This window comes from Alteromonas sp. W364 (genome assembly GCF_031846205.1).
Lineage (GTDB): Bacteria > Pseudomonadota > Gammaproteobacteria > Enterobacterales > Alteromonadaceae > Glaciecola > Glaciecola blandensis.
In genome coordinates, this window is record NZ_JAVRID010000009.1 from 36,922 (window position 1) to 58,257 (window position 21,336).

Annotated in this window: 13 protein-coding genes; 5 read left to right on the forward strand and 8 right to left on the reverse strand. The window is 41.7% G+C overall.

Translation table 11 applies throughout. The features are described 5' to 3' along the window. Nucleotides 1-131: 131 nt before the first annotated feature. Nucleotides 132-5,153 carry a tetratricopeptide repeat protein gene (locus RM556_RS14225; RefSeq protein ID WP_311374922.1) on the reverse strand — a complete coding sequence of 1,674 codons (5,022 nt, stop codon included), beginning with the start codon at nt 5,151-5,153 and terminating at the stop codon, nt 132-134. 315 nt (nt 5,154-5,468) lie between these two features. Here RM556_RS14225 and RM556_RS14230 point away from each other — a divergent pair, with 315 nt between their 5' ends. Continuing rightward, a complete protein-coding gene (locus RM556_RS14230) occupies nt 5,469-6,608 on the forward strand; it encodes a GGDEF domain-containing protein (RefSeq protein ID WP_311374923.1) in 1,140 nt (379 codons plus the stop codon). A gap of 5 nt (nt 6,609-6,613) precedes the next feature. Here RM556_RS14230 and cysK read toward each other — a convergent pair whose 3' ends face one another. After that, on the reverse strand, nt 6,614-7,618 hold the full coding sequence (cysK, locus tag RM556_RS14235) for a cysteine synthase A (RefSeq protein ID WP_311374924.1): 1,005 nt from the start codon (nt 7,616-7,618) through the stop codon (nt 6,614-6,616). Nucleotides 7,619-7,771: 153 nt separating this feature from the next. On the opposite strand from cysK, the gene RM556_RS14240 reads away from it, so the two are divergent. Continuing rightward, nucleotides 7,772-8,239, forward strand: coding sequence for an Lrp/AsnC family transcriptional regulator (locus RM556_RS14240; protein ID WP_311374925.1), 468 nt, complete (start codon nt 7,772-7,774; stop codon nt 8,237-8,239). A 35-nt stretch (nt 8,240-8,274) separates the two neighbouring features. Here RM556_RS14240 and RM556_RS14245 read toward each other — a convergent pair whose 3' ends face one another. Continuing rightward, nucleotides 8,275-9,966, reverse strand: coding sequence for an EAL domain-containing protein (locus RM556_RS14245; RefSeq protein WP_311374926.1), 1,692 nt, complete (start codon nt 9,964-9,966; stop codon nt 8,275-8,277). A gap of 225 nt (nt 9,967-10,191) precedes the next feature. Between RM556_RS14245 and RM556_RS14250 the strand changes: the two genes are divergently transcribed. Then, nucleotides 10,192-10,920 (forward strand): hypothetical protein, encoded by a 729-nt coding sequence (locus RM556_RS14250; protein ID WP_311374927.1) that lies wholly within the window; start codon nt 10,192-10,194, stop codon nt 10,918-10,920. A gap of 3 nt (nt 10,921-10,923) precedes the next feature. Here RM556_RS14250 and RM556_RS14255 read toward each other — a convergent pair whose 3' ends face one another. Then, nucleotides 10,924-12,375 carry a M20/M25/M40 family metallo-hydrolase gene (locus tag RM556_RS14255; RefSeq protein WP_311359874.1) on the reverse strand — a complete coding sequence of 484 codons (1,452 nt, stop codon included), beginning with the start codon at nt 12,373-12,375 and terminating at the stop codon, nt 10,924-10,926. Between the two features lie 146 nt (nt 12,376-12,521). On the opposite strand from RM556_RS14255, the gene RM556_RS14260 reads away from it, so the two are divergent. Further along, nucleotides 12,522-12,962 carry an SRPBCC family protein gene (locus RM556_RS14260; protein WP_311359873.1) on the forward strand — a complete coding sequence of 147 codons (441 nt, stop codon included), beginning with the start codon at nt 12,522-12,524 and terminating at the stop codon, nt 12,960-12,962. On the opposite strand, the gene RM556_RS14265 is transcribed toward RM556_RS14260, so the two are convergent. Both RM556_RS14265 and RM556_RS14270 read right to left on the reverse strand, forming a co-directional pair. Next, nucleotides 12,959-15,355 carry a S9 family peptidase gene (locus RM556_RS14265; RefSeq protein ID WP_311374928.1) on the reverse strand — a complete coding sequence of 799 codons (2,397 nt, stop codon included), beginning with the start codon at nt 15,353-15,355 and terminating at the stop codon, nt 12,959-12,961. The two genes, RM556_RS14260 and RM556_RS14265, sit on opposite strands and share 4 nt — an antisense overlap. 16 nt (nt 15,356-15,371) lie before the next feature. Continuing rightward, nucleotides 15,372-16,304, reverse strand: a complete 933-nt coding sequence (locus RM556_RS14270; protein ID WP_311359871.1) for a diguanylate cyclase domain-containing protein — start codon at nt 16,302-16,304, stop codon at nt 15,372-15,374. A gap of 80 nt (nt 16,305-16,384) precedes the next feature. On the opposite strand from RM556_RS14270, the gene RM556_RS14275 reads away from it, so the two are divergent. After that, nucleotides 16,385-19,453: an ATP-binding protein gene (locus RM556_RS14275; protein ID WP_311374929.1), complete on the forward strand. Its 3,069-nt coding sequence runs from the start codon at nt 16,385-16,387 to the stop codon at nt 19,451-19,453. A 16-nt stretch (nt 19,454-19,469) separates the two neighbouring features. Here the strand turns inward: RM556_RS14275 and RM556_RS14280 are convergent, their stop codons facing one another. Next, nucleotides 19,470-19,919: a thioesterase family protein gene (locus RM556_RS14280; protein WP_311359869.1), complete on the reverse strand. Its 450-nt coding sequence runs from the start codon at nt 19,917-19,919 to the stop codon at nt 19,470-19,472. Further along, on the reverse strand, nt 19,916-21,115 hold the full coding sequence (locus tag RM556_RS14285) for an iron-containing alcohol dehydrogenase (protein WP_311359868.1): 1,200 nt from the start codon (nt 21,113-21,115) through the stop codon (nt 19,916-19,918). The genes RM556_RS14280 and RM556_RS14285 overlap by 4 nt, the downstream gene beginning before the upstream one ends. Nucleotides 21,116-21,336: the final 221 nt, after the last annotated feature.

The following is a 21,336-nucleotide window of genomic DNA, read 5'->3' on the forward strand; positions in this document are numbered from 1 at the left end:
ATGTAAGCGCTTTCATTATTGTGCAAAAAAAAGCAAAACAGCTGGGTTGCTTTATTAACCTAATAGATCATTAATTAAACGTCAACATAATTTTACAATTTCGTTATAAAATTGTTAATTTTTGTTATTATTTAAAACCTGTTACTTAACTTCCATTTAATCAATAACTTAGAAAAGAATCCCGAGCTACTCACACGCGCAAGTAGCCGTTCTTTTAACAGTGATTGGGCAGCGCTAGCGAGTGGATGTCCACTCACTTCTTGATTATCTTGCTGGCATTTTCGAAGCTCAGGAGTAATATCATCTAAACAAGATTCGAGGTCTCGTTCACCTAATTTCACTGCGACTTTCAGGGTAGCAAAGACATATCGTTCTATTTCGATTAATTCATGATAATCAATAACACTGAGCTCTTCGTCGGAGAAAATATGACCTGTGCGCCATAGCTCATAAAAATACCAAAGCTTCATGTTCTGAAGCGAATTATCTGGTTGTTGCTGTATACCTAAACGGATCACCTCACCCGCTTTATCCCATTGATTCAATAGTTGATAAGCACAGCGAACTTGGTAATACGAAAACATCGATAAATCACTCACATTTTCAAAGCGGTCATACAGGTTAATTAGAGTCTGATAATCATTTCTTGCAATGAGCTGCATACTGGCTTGCTCAAAGACTGGGGAGTATCGGCAAATAATCTCTTCATATTCTTGAATAACCTTTTTGTCACCTTTTTTGTGCTGGTCATTCCAGGCTTCAAAAATTGCTCTAGTAGCACCTGCATGCAGCGGATCATGCTTAATTTCTTTGATTTCTTTGAGTAGCTTTTTGTATTCTGCAACACCCAGTACGGTTAAATTATTGTCAGCCCACACATAGGCCTGTACTTCATTAAGTTCACTAAGTCGCTCGGTATAAATTGAAATTGCGTCATTAAAACCAAGCTTTCTAATCATCGCTTCGAAAGGTTTGTTCAAACTCCAATAATCAGACTCAAGGTCATTCAATAGGTCCTTGTACAAACTCAGTGCTGTTTCTTGTTCTTCAAGCTCTAAGTGGCACATTACCTTTCTTGCTGTTGCAAACGGTGAGGTACTAAAACGCTCAAAATCAATTAAGGTACTCAAGGCCTCATCGAACTCACCTTTTTCCATTAATGCGTCTGCTAGCGTCAAGGTGATATACTGGTCGTTTGGCGCGAGTTTGTGTGCACGCAGCAAATGCTGATCAGCTGCTAATTTATCTTGTTCTCCGCCGTATAAACTTAGCATTTCACTTGCAATACAAAGACTATTTGCATCGTGCTTATTTAACTCAATCTGCTTATAACTGGCTTTGACAATGTCAGATTTTCGGTCCAACTGATAAAGCCATTCATACAGTTTCTGCCAGAGATGACTATTGCCTTCAGAGCCAGACAGCAAATTTTGCAATACTTGCGCAGCATTTTCGTACTGCCCAGTTTGAGCGTAAATTTGGGCCTGCAAGCTAGCTAATTGGAACGGCAATTCGCCGTTCCACGGCGTATCCTTGAATACCGCTAAAGCCTGATGATAGTCCCCCACTTCTCGATAAAAATCAGCTAAAGCAGAATAGGCGTTTTGAAACAAAGGATTGACCGCAATCGCTTTACGAATATAGGCTAGCTTTTCATCTCTATCCTCGCTCTGTGCCGACAAATTACACCAAGCTTGCGCTAAATAAGGATACTTTTCGCTGAGTTCTCGAGCGAGTTCTAACGCTAAGCTTGGCCTGTCTGTACGGTCGCCAATTTGGCTAATCTGATGCCAGGCCCAGTTATAATCGGCTTGGTGTTCAACCGCTTTTTCTAAGCATGTATAAGCCGATTCATCATCGTTCTTTTGTAAATATAAGTCGGCTAAGTAACCATGTAAAATGCCGTCATCATGGGTGTGTTTCAGCGCTTTTTTCAGTACATTAATCGCCTCGTCAAATCGCATTTCTTTTTCAAACAAATCTACGATCAACTTAACGACTTCTGACCAACCAGGGTTAATTTCTAGAGCATTAAAATAGGATTTTTTTGCAGCCTCGGTTTGCTCCAGAAGTTCGTATAGATGGCCCTCTTCCTTATGTAAACGAGGGGTAAACGGAAACTTTTCAATACCTTTCTGAAAGTACTCAAGTGCCTTATCTAAGTGTCCCTGCTGCTTTTGATAGAATCCATTAATTGCGTAGGCGTACCATAAGTGAGGTAGATCAGAAATCAGATAATCGGTGAAAGACTGTAAAACCTCATCCGACACCGTTCGACAGGCTTCAAACCAATAATTCCAAGCACTGTCACCAAACACAACTTGTAGTTTAATTTGTTCAAAGACAAACTGTAGACTCTCTATTTTATCATCGTTGTGACGACTGGATGTCATTAGCACATTGAAGGCTAAATCGTTGTCTATATTCCTCATCAATACAGATTTTGCTATGTCTTTTGCTTCATCAAAATTCCCAATAACAGCATTTGCTCTAGCCAAGTACGCTTTGCACTCTATATCTTTGGGTAAAACAAGGAAACTCTCTTTCGCAACCGTCAACGCGCTCTCTTTCTGCCCTAGGTAGATCAGCTTATCAATCAATTGGCGGCGCAATGAACCATTATCAGGACGATGTGAAATCGCTCTTTCCAATGTCCTTTTTTGTGTCTCTACATCAGAGTGCCAATAGATTAGATAATCTTGTACAGTGGCATTGTCTGGATAGGATGACATGGCCTTGCTTAACTCGTCGTCCAACTCCTTCGTCATGCTTAAGCTTTGCAGCAAGCCAAAATATGCATCGGCTGTTTTTGACTGTAACGGAGACTGTTCGAATAATGCTTTGTAAAGCGGAAGCGCATCCTGTAAGGCCCCCTGTCTAACCTGATATTTCGCATTCAAGTAATTAACATCATCTGCAGATAAATAGCGTTCAAACTGCTCTCTGTAAGACTCAAACTTATCAAGTTGACCATAGGTGATTAACTTACTGCCTAGCGTATTGAGCAAGGTAATATGATGAGGATGCACAACAAGCGCCTGCTCTAAAAACTCTATGCCTTTGTGTTCCTCATTACTTAGTTCATAAGCTCTAAGTAAAGATATTGCTGGCAAAGGAGAGCGCTTGATGTACTTATTAAAGCGGCGAGTTAAAAACGCTAGGACCTCATCCTCGCCTTGCAGAAAACGACTTGCTTTGAAGTAACTCTCGACGTAAGCCTCACTGGTATCATCCATACAAAAGGCTATTCGGTAATGAGTAAGTGCTTTTACACGTTCGCCCTCATTCCAGTAATAATGTGCGAGTGATTGATATACCTCTTCTATATAACTGCCATATTTCTTCAAAAAGGTCAGGAGTTGCTTGCTTAGTTCAGGACGTTCATTGGTATCGTATATTTCATCGAACAACACGCGCGAGAGATAGAGGTTTTTATTTTTATCTAAGTAAGTTGCTAACTTATTTAAGGCTTCCTCGCGCCTTCCTAAATCTCTCAAGCAGTAATACTGAGAGGAAAGTAAGATTGTTTGGTCTGGGTGCTGTTCTAATAAGGATTCATTCAGCTCTTGCAGCACATCTAACTGTCCACTCCAAAGCGCATAATCCCGCCTAGCCTTCACACTTAAACGATGTTGTGCGTCTTCATTATGCAAAGCCTCAACAAATTGCTTTGCTACAGCCACATCGTTAAGCTCTTTCGCGAGCATATATTTGTCCCATAGCTCATAAAAAGCGTGATCGCTGGGCACAAAGTTCGTTAGGAGGTCTTGTTTTTCTCTAGGAACAAAGGCGACGCACCTAGCCCCTGCAAAAGCCTCACTTTCTAAGGTTTCCTTAATTAACATTTCCTGCATACCAGAATAGCCAGGATCCATGGTAAACATGCTGCCGGTATGGGAATTGTAGCCAATCACCGCTTGCAAATGAGCAGAAAAAGCACTTGTTGTCACCAAACCAAAAGGCACTCCGCTATCGATGAGTTGAGTAAGGTATTGTTCTTGTAAATCAAACTCTACGAAGTAAAAGTTATTTTCTCGTAACCACCGTCTCTCACTAGTATCTGGCGTGCCGCTATAACAGATTTCGTCAGCAATACTCTTTGAGTCGTGCTTCTTACCAAAATAAGCAGCTATTGCTGACAGTGTTGTGGGTGCGCACGTCAAATGTTCTTGGCGATAAAAAGGTACATCGAGCACTTTCACGCCGAGCGTCGCTTTGTCGGTTTCAAGTTCTTGGTGTTTCGCTAGGTTTTCACAGACAATCTGCCAGTATTTTGATTTATGCTTTGAAAGAATTTCACGGGCGGCTTCATAGTCTCCGTGATGAAGTTTAATTTGCCCCTCGTATGCGATTGCTCGTTGCTTGTCGTATTTATCATCGAATACTTTGAGTTCATGGTGACGCTTTAAAGCGACCTGGCACGTATCCCAATCGAGCTCTGTTGCTGACATAGAAGCCAATTGCATCCAAAGAAGGCATGATTGGAAGCGTTCAATGTGTGCTTTCAAAAGGTTCGTGCCCGCTTTTAAGTCCTCGATTTTTTGTACTACTTGAATATATACCCTAAGCGTTGCCACTGTTGGTTCCGCACTAAATAATTCCTGAGCTAAACTTAAGGCATCTTCATCTCGGTCTTGTTCCAGTAAAAGACGCACTTTAAGAATGCGATAAAAACGCATATCAGATTGAGTGCAGTTACCATTTTTTTGACTTTCTTCTTGCGCAGCCTCAAGCAATTTTTCGGCGACTTCAAAGTCTTTCTGCTCTCTACTAATTATTGACTTAAACGCATAAAATTGAGGGCGAATAGCATGGTCTGCAAGCATTGTTTGTTCATGCTCTTGCATAAACTCACTTCCGAGGATCAAACCGAGATGGCTCAACTTGTAATACATCATTCGATCTAAGATTTTAGTGGATTGCCTGTTTTCTCGATATGTTCGCAACAAAATAGCGTCAGAGAGTCGGTCGCCGCCCAAGTGATAACAGAGCTTAATGGAATAAATACGTTGCTCGATAGTTTGCCAGGATTGCATTGGACCCCACTCATCAAGCGCGTAGTCTAAGGCATCTTTAAATTGGCCTTGATCAATGAGTGCTTCAAGCTTCTCACTTTGCTGAGATGCAATTGGTGTAGGTGTGATTCCATTCATACTTCATACTTTCCGATAAATATTATTGAGCTATTCTATAGCTTGCTCTTAATCTGACGTTTAGTTTATACGAAAGAGGACTTTAAGGTATTAGGAATTAAAACAACATTGTAAAATATATGTTGCATTAAGGTAATCGGCTTGATAAAACGCACGCGGTTAATTAAGAACGCACGCGGTTAATTAAGAACGCACGCGACAAAAACGCACGCGAATAGTTAGCCAAGGAGTTTACGAGCATAAAGCGCCCATTAGTGCTGCACGTATTCACTCATGATGAGACTATAGAAGACCAAACGAATAAACATAATTGATATGATAAGCCCTTTAAAAAACTTGCTGGCAAACTACTTAAAAGTAGGCACTGACCCTAGCTTCGATAATGACACGAATCAGCAGTTATTCGTATCTAACCTGTTTTCCTTCATTGGATATATGGTTACGTTTGTGCTCGCAATTAGCGCGCTAGTGAGAAACAATAATGAGTTAGCAATATGGTTATTCGTGTCTAGCTGCGTGTTCTTTTTCTGCCATCATGTGCATCGTTTTAAACAGTTAGGTGACACGATAAAAATATCGACACGTATTATTTTTGTTATGTTGATGAGCTTAATGTTGTTCTTAGTCTACTCTGGCGGACATGCGCAAACTGGGCCTTTATGGATTTATATCGTCCCTCCCGTTGCATTCTTTTTCAGCGGCCTCAAAATAGGTCTAATCAACATACTGTTTTTTATTGTCGTTGTTTCGTTGATGCTTTTTGCACCGAATGAGATGTTTGTTGGGACTGCTTATAGTACTGAGTTTAAAACGCGCTTATTGTATTCGTTTGTTACGGTGACCTTACTGTTTGGTTTTTACGAATATTCAAGGCAAAAGTCGTATGAGTTTATCCGAGAGCTCAGCGATAAGTTCGAGCAACAAGCCATGCATGACCCATTAACGAACTTGCCAAATCGTCGCGGCATGCGTGAATTTTTAGATCACGAGTACAAACGTTCACGCCGTTCAAACTCTCCTCTCAGCGTGCTGCTTGTTGATATCGATTATTTTAAAAAGATCAATGACGAATTCCTTCATGATGGTGGGGATTTTGTTTTGGAAGACTTATCTCGTTTATTTGTGAGCAGTGTCAGAGAGCAAGATCGTGTGGCACGCTGGGGAGGGGAAGAATTTTTATTTCTGCTTCCTGAGACTAATTCAACTGACGCGTTTACTTTAGCGGAGAAAATACGACTCGCCGTAGAAAAGCACGACCTCGAATTTGCTGGTAGGCGAATCTCTGTCACTATCAGCATCGGTTTGAACGAAATTACTCCTGACATGAATATCGACCAAGCGATTAACTTGGCCGATCATTATTTATATGAAGCTAAAAAGGCTGGTCGCAATCAAACTCGTCCAGTGCTGAGTTCAAATCACGCTGACAACTATGAGAAAAACACACTTCTTTAGCAAATTCACTCACCAAATAAGGCTGTACTGTAATAACGCTCGGCGGTGTCTGCACAAATCATGACCATGTTTTTACCGGTATGTTCAGGCATTTGAGCAAGCCTAATCGCAGCTGCAACCGTTGCTCCAGATGATATGCCTACCGCAATACCCTCTGTTCTCGCTAATTTTCTAGCCATATCCAAGGCATCATCATCAGATACTGTGAGTATTTCATCCAATACACCTCTATCCAATAGTTCAGGGACATGTCCCGAACTTAATCCTTGAATCGCATGAATTCCTTTTCTACCAGTGCTTAATATGGGGCAACTCTTTGGTTCAACCGCTACTATATGCACTTGAGGGTTATATTTTTTGAGTGTTTTTCCTATACCCGTAATACTGCCACCAGTGCCAACACCCGCAACAAAAATATCGACTTGTCCAGCGGTATCTCTCCAAATCTCAGTCGCTGTTGACTGAGCATGAGCATCTGCGTTGTGACAGTTTGAAAACTGATCTAGCGATACTGCATTTGGATCTTTTGCAACCAACTCTTTGGCCAAGTCTATCGCTCCTTTTGTGCCAAGTCCCTTTGGTGTAGTCACCAATTCAGCTCCAAAATGTTTGATCATTTTGCGCCTTTCCAAGGACATATGCTCAGGAATAACAATGGTCAGCCGAATGTCATAAATAGCACATAGCCAAGCACAAGAAACACCGTTGTTTCCAGAGGTCGCTTCAATAATATGGGTATTCTCTGAAAAATCTGGTGAGCGTATTAAGGCATCGATCATTGCCTTAGCCGGTCTATCCTTTGTAGAGCTCATCGGATTAAAAAACTCTAATTTCGCCATCAATTTTGCAAGCACATTATATTCAGCACTAAGTTTGGGCAAAGCCACTAATGGGGTGTTACCAACAGTGTCGATGATACTCGCGTAAACACCAGAATTCACTTCATTGTCTAGCTGACTTGAATCACTGTGTATTTGATTATCAACGGCTAATACATTGACTGCTTTCATAAATTTCCTCAGATGGCATGCTGTGCTCGACAACTTGCGAATGTATGAGGGTTTATAGTGACATTAGGCAACAAGATTCATTTTGCATATAGCGAAAATTAAACCAAAATGTTAGCTTATTATTCTACCATTAACAAAATATAGGGAATAATTTTGCCCCAACTAGATAAGTTAGACAAATCCATACTTAATTTATTACAGAATGATGCCAGTATCACAACGGCTGAGATTGCTGAGAAAGTAGGTTTAACAACAACGCCTTGCTGGCGACGTATACAACGATTGCAAGAGCAAAACGTGATCCATAAAACTGTCACTTTACTCAATCCAGACAAATTAAATTTAAAGTTAACTGTCTTTGTTCACGTAAAAGCAGCCAGACATGACTCGGCATGGTTAAAAAAGTTTGCAGATCATGCGAGTTCTTTTGAAGAAGTAGTTGAGTTTTATCGCTTAAGTGGAGAACTAGATTATATGCTAAAAGTACTGGTAAGCGATATGCAGGGTTATGATCACTTTTATAAGCGGTTTATTGCAGGAATTGAGCTGAGAGATGTCACCTCTAGTTTTGCTATGGAAAAAATAAAGAACAGCACCGCCATGCCGCTTAGTAATGCTTAAGCAGACCTTGACCTAGGCTTAAATTCATTAGTGTTTTAAGCAAGAAAATCCTTTATGAGTTTGTCGGCTGGAACCGGTTGACTGAACAGGTAACCTTGAAACTGTGAACAACCCAGATCGATTAGCACATCTCGTTCCTGTTTATTCTCAACCCCTTCTGCGATGACTTCAAGGTGCAGACTCTTAGACATATTCACTAAAGTGTCTACAAGTTTACGACTAGTACTTTTCAAGTGTAAATCGGTGATGAAGCTTCGATCTATCTTTAGCTTATCAATCGGTAAATTCGCTATGTATGCTAATGACGAATACCCTGTACCAAAATCGTCAATAGCGATGCTTACGCCTAAACTTTGCAGTTTCAACATTGAGCGAACCGCAATGTCTTTGTTGTCTATGAGTAGGCTCTCTGTAATTTCTATTTGCACGTTATTTGGACTCAAACCTCTCGACACAATTGCATGCTCAACCTCACTAACAATGTTCAAATTGCGGAACTGCTTGCTGCTGACATTAATAGCGAGTTTAAAATCTGGATGAATATTATTGGCTTCCTGAAACCGTACAAGTGTTTCCATAGAAGATTCAAATACCCATTTACCTAACTTATGAATCAGCCCTGTTTCTTCTGCTAATGGAATAAACTCATCAGGAGCGACCATACCTAATTCAGCGTTGTGCCATCGAAGTAAGGCTTCTGCACCAATCACATCGCCTTGAGTATTCACTTGGGGTTGAAACACCAAGGAAAATTCACCGGCTTCTATCGCCAAATGTAAATGTTGTTGAACTAAGTGTTTGCGCTCGGTTTCTAAACGCATCGTTTCATTATAGAACTGAAAGTTGCCTCGTCCCTTCTCTTTCGCAACGTACATAGCCATATCGGCTTCTCTGAAGGCCTTAGTGTACTCAGCATCTTTTCCCGTCATCATTGTAATACCAATGCTGGCACCAATGTTCAATACATGAGAGTCAACTTCAAAAGGCTGAAGCAACTCATCAATGACAGCACCCGCTAATTTTGCCATTTTCATTTGGTATTGAGGATGATTTTCTAAAGGCACAAAAATACTAAACTCGTCGCCACCCAATCTGGCTACCAAGCCGCCTTTATCTAGCGCTATTTTTTTCAAACGAGCTGCCACTAAGGTGAGTAAGAGGTCGCCAATAAAGTGCCCTAATGAATCGTTGACTGACTTAAAGTAGTCAAGATCGATAAATAACAAACCTGCACATTCGCCGGTAAATAAATCTATCTTTTGTTGGAGTTTGCGCCGGTTTGCTAGTTTGGTAAGCGGATCTATTAAGGCTTGTAGTTCGATTTCCTTTCGATAGTTTACTTGCTCCGTAATATCTTCATAGGTGCCGACTAAACCAATCACCTTTCCATGTTTATCTGTTAAAGGCATCTTATTTGTGCGCAACCAGCGAGTTGCTTCACCCTTAATACTTTGCGGCTCTTCGATACCCAACTTGGCAACTCCGCTCTCCATGACTTCTCTATCGTCTCGTTGGAAAGCCTCACTCTCTTTTTTATTTAAGGTGAAGTGGTAATCGTTTTTACCAATGAGTTCAGCTAAGGAAGCAACTTTGAGATCATTTAAAAAGAGATTGTTTGCGCCTACGAAATTCGAATCGGTGTCTTTCCAAAAAACACGCATGGGAAGGGTGTCCAGTACACTCTTAAGAAACTGTTCGGCGTCCGCATTGCTACGTTTTTTTTCCATGACAACCTGCGACTATTTAGGGTAAAGACACGCCAATATTGGCTTAGCGAGTCTTTATAGTCTGCTATTAAACTATCCCAGTAAAGTCCATTCTTATGAATCGTTTAAATTCTAAACTTTAGTCTACATCATTCATGAGGTGAATGAGCATTTTTGTTAACATAAGTAATTTTATGGTATCTTACGCGCCTATTTTGTCACACAAGAGTGTTTTTGATGTTTTGTATGTCTCGCGCTACCGTTTTGGCTAGTTTATTATCAATGACCTTATTATGCCCCGCAGGCTTTGTTAAAGCTAACAATGGCGGCGTACATGGGCCGAATGTCAATGCCGACACACACTCAGCAGAATTCCGAATGAATACGACTAATTCGGATGACAATACCGACGGTAGAGAGCAATACAGAGTGCATTATCAGCGTGCATTTAATGATCGTTTACAAGTAAGGATGGTCTTACAATATCGAGATTTCGGCAGCGTTGAATACGATAACGTAAAAGCGGAATTCCTGTATAACTATAAAAAAGCGAGCAGCGATAAGTACGCGGCAGCTGTCAGAATCGACGCTAGAACACGTCGCGGTCAACGACCCGAAGATATCGCAATTCATTGGACTCACCAATACAATATAGATAAATCGCTGTTCGTGCGCGGAATCGCCATCCTCGATAAAAACATCACAGAAAATGGTGCAGGTGAAAAACCGACGACAATAGCAAGTCGTTTTTCGATCACCAAACGGCTTAACAATGGCCTGATGATTGGCGCGGAAATGTACAATAACTATGGCGAACTGAACGATATCAGTGATAGCAATGAGCAACGACACCAATTAGGGCCAACCATCATGTATAGCCAAGATGGTTGGTATATTTATGGGCGCTATCTGAGTGGATTAACCAGCGCGACGTCTGATCACAACGTCTCACTGAGAATAGGTAAGCGTTTCTAAGCGTTACCTCTTCGGCGCAGGCCTTGGATCAAAGTCAGAGTTGGCGATATAGGCTGTGATTAATGCCCATACTGTTTGATTCTGACGAATGTCGTCCAGTTCAATTTTATCTAAAGTATCATTTGGCGTGTGATGATAATCAAAGTAGTAAGTCCCGTCTTGCTTCAAGGCAATCACTGGCACGCCATAATTTGGCAGCATTGACACATCTGGACCACCATTTGTTGTGTTATTGCCAAGTTCGACGCCCATACTTTTTAATGCTGCATACAAATCACTCGGATCATTTCTGACAGCTTCGTCAAAGCGGGTATCTAGCTGGTAGATTTTTCCAGCACCAAAGTCTGATTCAGCAGCAAAGATAATATTTTCCAAACTCTCTCTATTCGTTCTCACATACTGATATGCGCCGACGAGACCAATCTCTTCCGCCGCGTATAAAATCACGCGAATAGTGCGTTTGGGTTGACCGATAGTATCTTTGATTATCTTAGCGGCAGCAGTAACGATACCGACACCAGCACCATCGTCTAGGGCGCCTGTGCCCTCATCCCATGAATCTAAATGAGCAGAAATTAGCACCACTTCGTCTGGCTTCTCAGTACCAGTAAACTCACCAATCACATTATACGATGTCTGCCAACCTGCGTCTTTTGCCTGCATATTGATATTCAAAACGACATCTTGCTCACTAGAGAACATTGCCTCTAAATTATCAGCATCTGCTGTTGAAATTGCGCCGGCTGGAATTTTCTCTACTTCTTCGTCGTATCGCATAACACCCGTATGCGCGAATCGTGAATTGTCGGTACCAACAGAGCGAATAATGACTGCTTTCGCGCCCATTTTGGCAGCTTCTACCGCGCCGGCTACTCGGTTAGGAACGACTTTACCGTAGAATTTCCCGGCCTTATCTCGCTGCATACGCGTATTCAAAAATACAATATTGCCTTCTACCGTTGCTTTGTCCGCTTCACTTAAAGATGCTAAAGAATCAAACATCACCACTTTTGCTTCCAAACCACTTTCAGGCGTTGCAATCGAACCGCCCAATGCCGTAATGACAAGCTCCTGTGGAAACGGAGCAACGACTTTTGCGTCTGCAAATCCGCGCTCCCAATTACGCACTCTGACGGGCTGCTTGTAAACTTTATCAAAACCCATTTCGTTGAATTTTGCCTCAGCCCATGCGACGGCACGCTTGTCGCCTTGCGAACCTGGAATTCGGGGGCCTACTTCAACAGTGAGTGATTTGACAATTTCGTAGGCTAAATCACTTTCTTCGCTGGCGTTTTTAACTTGCATAGCAAGCGCTAATTCTGGCGTTTTGTTGGCTATCGTAATTGCGCTTTCTTGCTTTGCGTCAGCAGACGTTGAGTGTGTTGAAACTGCACAACCGCCAAGCATAAAACCTAGGCTTGCAGCAATGGTCAAGCTTATAAATGTCTGTCGCATTCTTTATTCCATATGTTTGTATTGAGTTTGCTCGCATTATGAAGAAATAATGTTCCACTTTGAGCGTAAGCGAGATACTCTTCATTTAGATTAAGGGGTATCATAAACCCATCGCTTTGATAATCATAGAATAACGAGGAAGTTGTATGTTTTCGATCCAAGTAGAGCGCACAATTAATAAGCCCATTACGGAAGTATTCGCTTTAATAAGCGATCATGCTAACTATTCTCAATTTAAAGGCGTAGACGCCTCAACACTGCTGGTTGAAGGAAAAGAAGAGCGAAACGGCCTGGGTGCAGTAAGAGAAATTGTTGCTGCTGGTAGCACTTTGCATGAGGAAATCGTCGCATATCAAGCTCCTGTGCTATTGGGGTACAAGATTATTTATTCTAAACCTCTCCCCTATGACCATCAGTTGGGTGAAGTAAAGCTCGAAGCGAAAGATGATAATACCACCCATGTAAGCTGGCGCTCGCAAGGTCACATTACGATCCCTCTACTCGGCAATTTGTATTTCGATAAGCAAATACAAAAACATGGAGCTCGCGCCTTTGGCAGTATCCTTAAATATATCGATAAGCTTTAGAGTAAGTGGCGTTTAAAAAACTCAAGTAACAAAGTTTGACGATGCAATGTTGTGTTTTTTCCCTCGCTCACGCCGTGTGAGCGATTTGGATAAGCCATAAACTCAAACGTTTTATTATGCTTTACCAATTCATTCACTAGCTTTTCTGTTCCCTGATAATGCACATTGTCATCACCTGTGCCGTGTATCAGCAATAATTTGCCTTTAAAACCTTCGACGAAATTAATAGATGAAGTGTTAAAATAACTGTCAGGATCTGTTTCGGGATGGCCAGAATATCGCTCTTGATAAATAGTGTCGTATAAACGAATATCTGGAACCGGCGCAATTGCAACACCCGCATGAAATTTATCAGCATGTTTGAACAACATATTTAGGGTAGAGCTTCCTCCTCCTGAATGTCCGAATACACCGACGCGATTCGTATCAATGAAGTCATACTTAGCCGCAATTTGATCCAATGCGTCAGCTTGGTCTTGGACGGTGATGCCGCCAATTTTCTTGTATATCGATTTGCGCCAATCTCTTCCTTTTGGTGAACGTGTACCTCTATTGTCTACTGAGACAACAATAAACCCCTCTTGCACTAACAGTGAACGCATCAAATATCCAGAGCCTCCCCATGCATCCTGAACGGTCGAGCCCGCAGGTTCTCCATAAACATAGAAAATCACAGGATATTTCTTTAGTGCGGTCATACTTCTTGGCGTCATGATGTAAGCGTCTAAGACAGTGCCACCTTGAGCGTTTACTTGAATAAATTCATGCTTGGGTAAGGTCGTATTAGCCAATTTCGCTTTTAACTCTGCATTTTGAACCAGCGGTTTTATGACTTTGTGACCCTCTACTTTAATAGTTTGAGAACTGGTTGGTGTTATAAAGTTACTATACTGATGCAAGGCGTTGGACGCATCTTTTGATAAAAGGTAACGATTATTCCCAGCAAATTCTTTTGGTGTGACTCTTTCAACCGGTAAAGTCCCGTCTAAGGAGGATTTGTATAAATAGCGATGACCTTGGTTTTCTGGTGATGCCATGAAGTAAACCACATTGTCATTCTCATTGAACGCTAACATATTGATGACATCGAACTCACCCGGGGTAATATCGATCACACTGTTACCATCTTTTGAAATGCTGTAAAGATGTCGCCAGCCACTGCGTTCACTGTGAAATAAGAAGCGCTCTCCTTCCTGAATAAACTCCGCATCGTAATACCAACCGATGAAGGCGCTATCAGAATCCGTAAAAACGAGCTCTTTTGAATCAGAGGCTACATTGTAAAGCCATAGTCGATTATTTTGTTGTGGACGGTCGACATCTTGCACTAACAATTCGTTCCCATTCGCCCAAGAAACTCTTGGAATATAGCGTTCTCTGTTGTCGCCCTCCAGCGCTAACCATTGTGTTGTCTTATTCTGGAGTGAAACCACACCTACTTTGACAGCAGAGTTTGTCTCCCCCGCTTTCGGGTAAGGAAAAGTAGTCAGCTCAGGGTACAAAGAATCAGTATTGTTAATCATAATGAACTCTTTCACACCTGAGGTATCAAGTTGCCAATAAGCAATCTTCTGGCTGTCCGGGGACCAGCGAAATCCATCACGAATAGCGAGCTCTTCTTCGTAAACCCAGTCAAAATTTCCGTTGATGATAATATCATCACCGTCGGTAGTCAGCATATGCACCTCTGGGGCTAGCCCTTCGTCCCCTCGAATATCTTGGTAATAGATATTGTTAAGATATACGTAAGCTATCTTACTCGAGTCTGGAGAAAACTTGGCGAACATTAGACGGGCTTCGTTTGGCAACGCTTCTGTGCTTCCCTGTTTTTTTTCTTTAAACGCATCTAAAACGATTTGCGGTCCTACTTGTTGCAATGACTGGTTTGCTAGGTTTAATAAAAAGTAGTCACCTCGACTACGCGAACGCCACACTTTTTTCGAGTTAGTATAGATAAGTACCCATTTGCCGTCTTCCGACCAAATGTAGTCATCTATTGCGATTGGCGCCGCTTGGCCCACTGGCGTTAATGCCTCAAAAGGTACAAGCACTTTCCGCCCACTACCGTCGACATTATAAAATACGATATCGTTGCCAGTGATACCTTGACGCTCGATAGCGACTTCATCTTCTGTTTCTGTCGGCGTGTCGTCGCTGCTTACATCAAGCTTTCTAGTCTCAAGTACGGTATAACCAGAACCATCATCAAGCCAGCGAAAGTATTCACCTCTTTCACTTCGATAGAACGCATCTTTATAAATTTTATCCAAGGACAATTTGGTTTGCTTGGTGTTATCGACACCCTTATTCTTCGCTTGTTCTGATGTGGCTGAGCAGCCCTGAAGTAAAGCAAATAGACCTAAAACAAAAAGGCCTTGTTTCAACTGTTTCATTCCATTGTTCCTTGTTTTACTTGCTGTGTCGAAATACCGAATAGCCTGAACGACCATTTTCTTTTACATAATATAAAGCTGAGTCGGCCCATGCGCAAACCTGTTTGGCATCTTGAGCATGATTTTCGCCTTCCACTACCGTCACCCCAATACTCACCGTCACATGTTGCGCAACATCTGAGTACTCATGCGGCAAACACAAGTCTTGCAAACCTTGTTTTATATCATCACAAAGTTTACATGCACCAGTTTCATTAGTATCAGACAAGATGATAGCAAACTCTTCACCACCAATTCTTGCTAAAAAATCACCCGGGCGATGCACGGTTTGTTTAAAAAGCTTACTCACAGCAACAAGGCATTCATCGCCTTTGCCGTGTCCATAATTGTCATTATACGCTTTGAAGTTGTCGACATCGATGAACAACAAACTCAGAGACGTTTTCTCTCGCCTCGCGCGGTCCAATTCATGTGACAGCACTTCGTCAAACTTGCGTCGATTGGCAATGTTTGTGAGGGAATCAGTAGCGGCAAGTTGTTCAAGCATCAAGGCTTGTTGGCGAATTTTCGCATGTGTTCTTACGCGCATTTTTAATAAAGGAATTTCTATCGGTTTGACGACATAGTCAATTGCACCGATTTTAAAACCAACTTCTTGCTCATTTACGCTGCACATCGAACTGACAAACATGACGGGAATGTCATGTGTTTGAGGATTGTTTTTAAGTTGACGAATAAGCTCATAACCATGCACATCTGGTAGCTTCACATCTAACAGTATAACGTCGGGCTTTTTACTAATAGCCAAGTCTAAACCTGCGGCACCGCTAGTGGCGAAATGCACGCTAAAATCATGCTTAAACGACTCAGCAATGAGCTTAATGATATTTGGGTCGTCATCGATAATTAATACAGGTATGCGATTGATAAAGAATCCTTTTTTTAACATTTATTAGACTTTAGTATCAAGCTAACGCTAAGCTAACAAGGAATCGAACAAAAAGCCACCAATTATTAAGGGGCAATTGCATGAACGACACGCTCGAATCCTTGTTCAATACTGGTTACATGCCACATGGCCATTGCTATCTGTGGAAGCCAGATATTTTATGGTTAAATGTCATTTCAGACAGCATGATTGCTTTTGCTTATTTTTCAATACCGGTGATTTTGTATTACTTCGTAAAAAAACGTCCAGAATTAGAGTTCAAAGGTATTTTTATTCTGTTTTCTGCCTTTATTTTGCTGTGTGGTTTGACTCATGTCGTCAGTATTTTTGTTATTTGGCATGGTGCATATGGAGTGCATGGCTTATTCAAACTGGCAACAGCAATAGTCTCATGTATCACCGCTTACAAGCTGTTCTCTATTATCCCCGACGCACTGAAAATACCCACACCCAGCGCAATGAAAGAAGTACTCGAACTCGCTCACAAAGAGAAGCTTGAACGCTTAACGGCTGAAAGTCACCTGTCCGTTCAAGAAGCAATAAAAGAGAGCGAGAATACACTTCGGAGCATATTCAACTCCCTGCCTATTGGCTTGCATATGTTTGACTTAAAAGGTGATGAATTGTTTTTTGCTGGGTACAACAAAGCTGCGGTAAAAATATTGGGCGAAGCCCATACAAAGCATGTAGGTGAAACTATTGAAGCTGCCTTCCCCGATGTGGCAGGCAAAGAGATTGTCGATACCTATAAAAATATTGCTGTCAATGGCGGTGAGTGGAAAGACGAAACCGTGCACTATGACGACTCAGAAGTCAGCGGTGTTTATCGCGTGCAAAGCTTTCAAAGTAAACAGAATTCAGCAATCGTGCTGTTTGACGATGTTACTCAGGCACATAAACAAGAACTCGCCATTAAGCAAAAGGATCGTTTCATTAATGCTGCCTTCAATGCAGCAATTACCGCGGTCTATATTTTCGATTTGCAGAATAAGAGAATTGAATATCTCAATCAAACATTTAGCGAACAAACAGGTTATACCTTAGACGACTTTCAAGACGCAAATACTGATAGCCTACTCAGCCTTGTTCACCCAGATCATCTCAGTGATTTAAAGACCTTCCTGTCTAATATTATAAACGAACATAAAGATATCAATCACGAGCACATTGAGTTTCAGATGCGTCACTTAAACGGTGATTACGTTTGGTGCCTAGCCAAGTACTTGATCCTGGAGCGAGACGCCGAGGGCAATGCAAGTAAACTGATGGGTAGCTTTTTAAATATTGATAGCCAGAAAGCGATGCAATTTAAGTTGGTGAAACTCAAAAATGACGCCGAACAAGCAAACGAAACAAAAACCAACTTTTTAGCGAATGTGAGTCACGAAGTGCGCACTCCTATGAATGCAATACTGGGTTTGATCAGTCTAACGCTTAAAATGGACTTGGGTGATAAACAGCGTGAACATTTAGAAAGAATGGAAGTATCCTCTAAAGCACTCCTGCAAATCTTAAATGACATTCTGGACTTTTCTAAACTTGAGGCTGGAAAATTTTCAATATCAAACAAGACTTTTGAACTGCAAAAACTACTTGATATGGCAACAGGTATTCATAGTCTTGTAGCAAAAGACAAAGGCTTATTTTTAAACACTCGCATTTCAAGCACGCTTCATACTCATTATGTCGGGGACCAACTTCGCATTAACCAGGTACTGAACAACCTTATTGGCAATGCTGTCAAATTTACTACTGAAGGCGGGGTTACTTTGAACGTTAGCAGTCATTTCGAAGAGGGTATTGAGTATGTTTGTTTTGAAGTGAGAGACACTGGCCTTGGGATAGCCTCGAAAGATATTGATAAATTATTCGACTCATTCCATCAAGTAGATAATAGCTCTATGCGCTCGTATGGCGGCACCGGCCTAGGCTTGGCGATTAGCCAATCGCTTTGTGCTTTAATGGCAGGTGAGATTTCAGTAGAAAGCGAACTTGGTAAAGGCAGTATTTTCACTGTGTGTTTACCTCTACAGCCTGCAAAACCTCAAGATGTAAGAGATGATGAACCGAATAGAGACCATCAGCAGATTATTCAATCATTGTCAGGAAATCATATTTTACTGGTAGAGGATAATGAGACCAATAAGATAGTGGCTGAAGAAATGCTTGCTATGCTTGGAATAAGCTCTGTGCATGCTAAAAATGGTGAAGAAGCAATTGTTGCTTTTCAAAATGAGCGCTTTGATTTGATTCTAATGGACTTACAAATGCCCATCTTAGATGGTTATAGTGCAGCTTCTACTATTCTTGAAATGGCACAGGAAAACGATAGAGACATACCAATATTAGCCATGTCGGCAGCGGTATTAGATAGCGCCCAAGATAAGGTGAAGAATGCAGGTATGCTTGACCATATTAGTAAACCTATCGATATAGAGATATTGCACGGTAAACTATCGACTTACCTTTCGTGGAAAAGTGACGCTCAGTTAACAAGTGCAACTCACTCCATGGGCCGACTCAATCAAAAAGGAATCGATGCAGAGCAATCAACGTTTACACAAAAGCTGCAACACTTCGATATAGACGCTGCATTGGGCCGCATGGCGGGTAACTTCATCCTGTTCAAGCAACTACTTGCTAGCTTTTTACACGATCACAAAGAGAGTATAAAGAATTTAGAAGCTGCTGTAGAGGCTCACGACTTTGAGCTCACACAAAGTATCGCACATACTATTAAGGGGGCGGCGGGCACAGTTGGCGCTAGTGCAGTTCAACGAGAAGCCTTTAAGGTAGAGACTGCCGTTGAAAAAGCGCAGCCATTTGAAATAAAAGCCTTAACGAATGAGCTGGCTATTGCATTACAAGAAATCGAGAGAATATTGGATGACTCAGCAGAAGCCACGGATTCGAATATGCGGCCACTGCTTGCAGAAATGCCTGCACACGAGAAAGAACGTTATATTGAAATGCTGCTTGATACATTGCGCTCTGGTGCGTTTTTATCAGAGTTAGACCTCGAGGAGCAATTTCCTTATATTCAGACGTGTTTAAACGACGACCAATTTAAGTCCTTGAAGGAGCATATTCGTTATTTGGAATACGATAAAGCGACCAAACTCTTGAACAAAGCCATCGGAAACTTGTAAACCGCGGCTTATTTGCTCAATTATAGATAGCCTTGCTGAGCACTGTACGCAGCGCTTCAGGTATCGGGCTAGGCTTTGAGTCATCGCGATTAACGAAAACATGAGTAAGTGTGCCCAGTGCACACAATTGCTCTTGGTGTTGTTTAAAGATGCCTACCTCATAGCTAACAGAGCTATTTCCTAGCTTTTTAACCCTAAATGCACCTATCAATTTATCTGGGTAGGACAATGATTTCAAATAGCGACAATTTGATTCCACCATAAGACCAATCTTATCGCTTTGCATGGGTGAATAATTCGCTTCATTGATTAAAAACTGATTCACGATGGTATCGAAAAATGAATAATAATTAACGTTATTGATATGACCAAACTGATCATTATCTAACCATCGCGTTGTTATCTCATACTCTTTGTGAAAATCTTTGCGGGCTGGCATTGCCTTGCTTTTATCTTGTGTCGTCATTGTCTATGTAAAGCCTCTTGGTATATCGTTTTAACGTCTTCTAACGAGAGTGCCCTAGGATTATTAACTAATAGACGGGTCTGCTTCATCGCATCTTCACTCAATAGGTCAATATCGCTGTGTTTAATACCAACATCTTGCAGGCAAGAAGGCAATGCCAAATCCCGAATTAAATCAGACAGATAATTGACCAGGTCTTGTGCACCAGATTGCTCCCCCGAACTCACTAGTCCATGCATACATTCACTTAAGTCTGAATATAGGTCTGTGCAGTGACTCAGATTAAATTGCATGACCGGGACAAGGACTAAGGCATTACTCAAGCCATGCGGTAAATGGAACTGACCGCCTAATGGATAAGCTAAGGCATGAACAGCAGCAACAGGCGCATTGGCAAATGCTTGTCCAGCTAAACACGCTCCCAACAGCATCGCTTGCCTTGCCTCCAAATCATGGCCTTCAAACGTCGCTACTTTTATGTTCGCCGATAATAAACGAAGTGCCTGTTGCGCTAATATATCTGAAATAGGGTTTTTCTTTATGTGACTGGTATAAGCTTCGATTGCGTGCACCATTGCATCAACGCCAGTTGCCGCTGTAACGTGTGCTGGCAGTTTTACTGTTAAAGTGGCATCCAAGACGGCTACGTCGGGCAGTAACACGGGTGAAACAACACCCGATTTCGTTGTTTCTCCCGTAGTCACAATGGCTATAGGCGTCACTTCTGAACCTGTACCTGCAGTCGTTGGCACTAATATTAGAGGTAATCTTCCCCCAGTAACTTGTTCCAAGCCATAACTACTTTTAAGCTTTCGCGTCAACTCTTCTCGCTGATCCTTGAAGTCAACAGGTTGCGAACACAGCATAGAAACTAGCTTTGCAACATCCATGGGGCTACCGCCACCAAAGCCAATAACACCATCAACATTGCGTAACAGTGCAAACTCACTCGCATCGAGCACTTTATCTTCACTGGGATCAGCCTGAACATCTTGAAAAATATGAAAACTGACATTCGAGTCGTCCAAAACAGCGGTCAATTGTTCTAGGATACCGGCATTAATGATACCCACATCAGTCACGATCAACACTGTTTGCATTCCTAGCTTGTGACATTCTTCTGCTATATTTTTAAGTCCGTTCAACTCACAAATAATTTTTTTTGTGGTGCTGAAAGTGAAGTGTGTTCTGGACATTTTGCCAAACTCCTAAATACGTCTTGGTTAGAGTAGCACTTGGTATCGAACATGACAAACCTCGCATTATTGCAAACAACAGTGGAGTCGATATCGCATGGTTTAGTGTCTTTGCTATACTTGAGGGAAAGTCTGCGCTTAAGTTTACAGAGCTTGGTAATAATGCTTGTTTAACGCATCTATTTCATTACAATCCGCGGTTCTTTTTTATCGCGTAATAA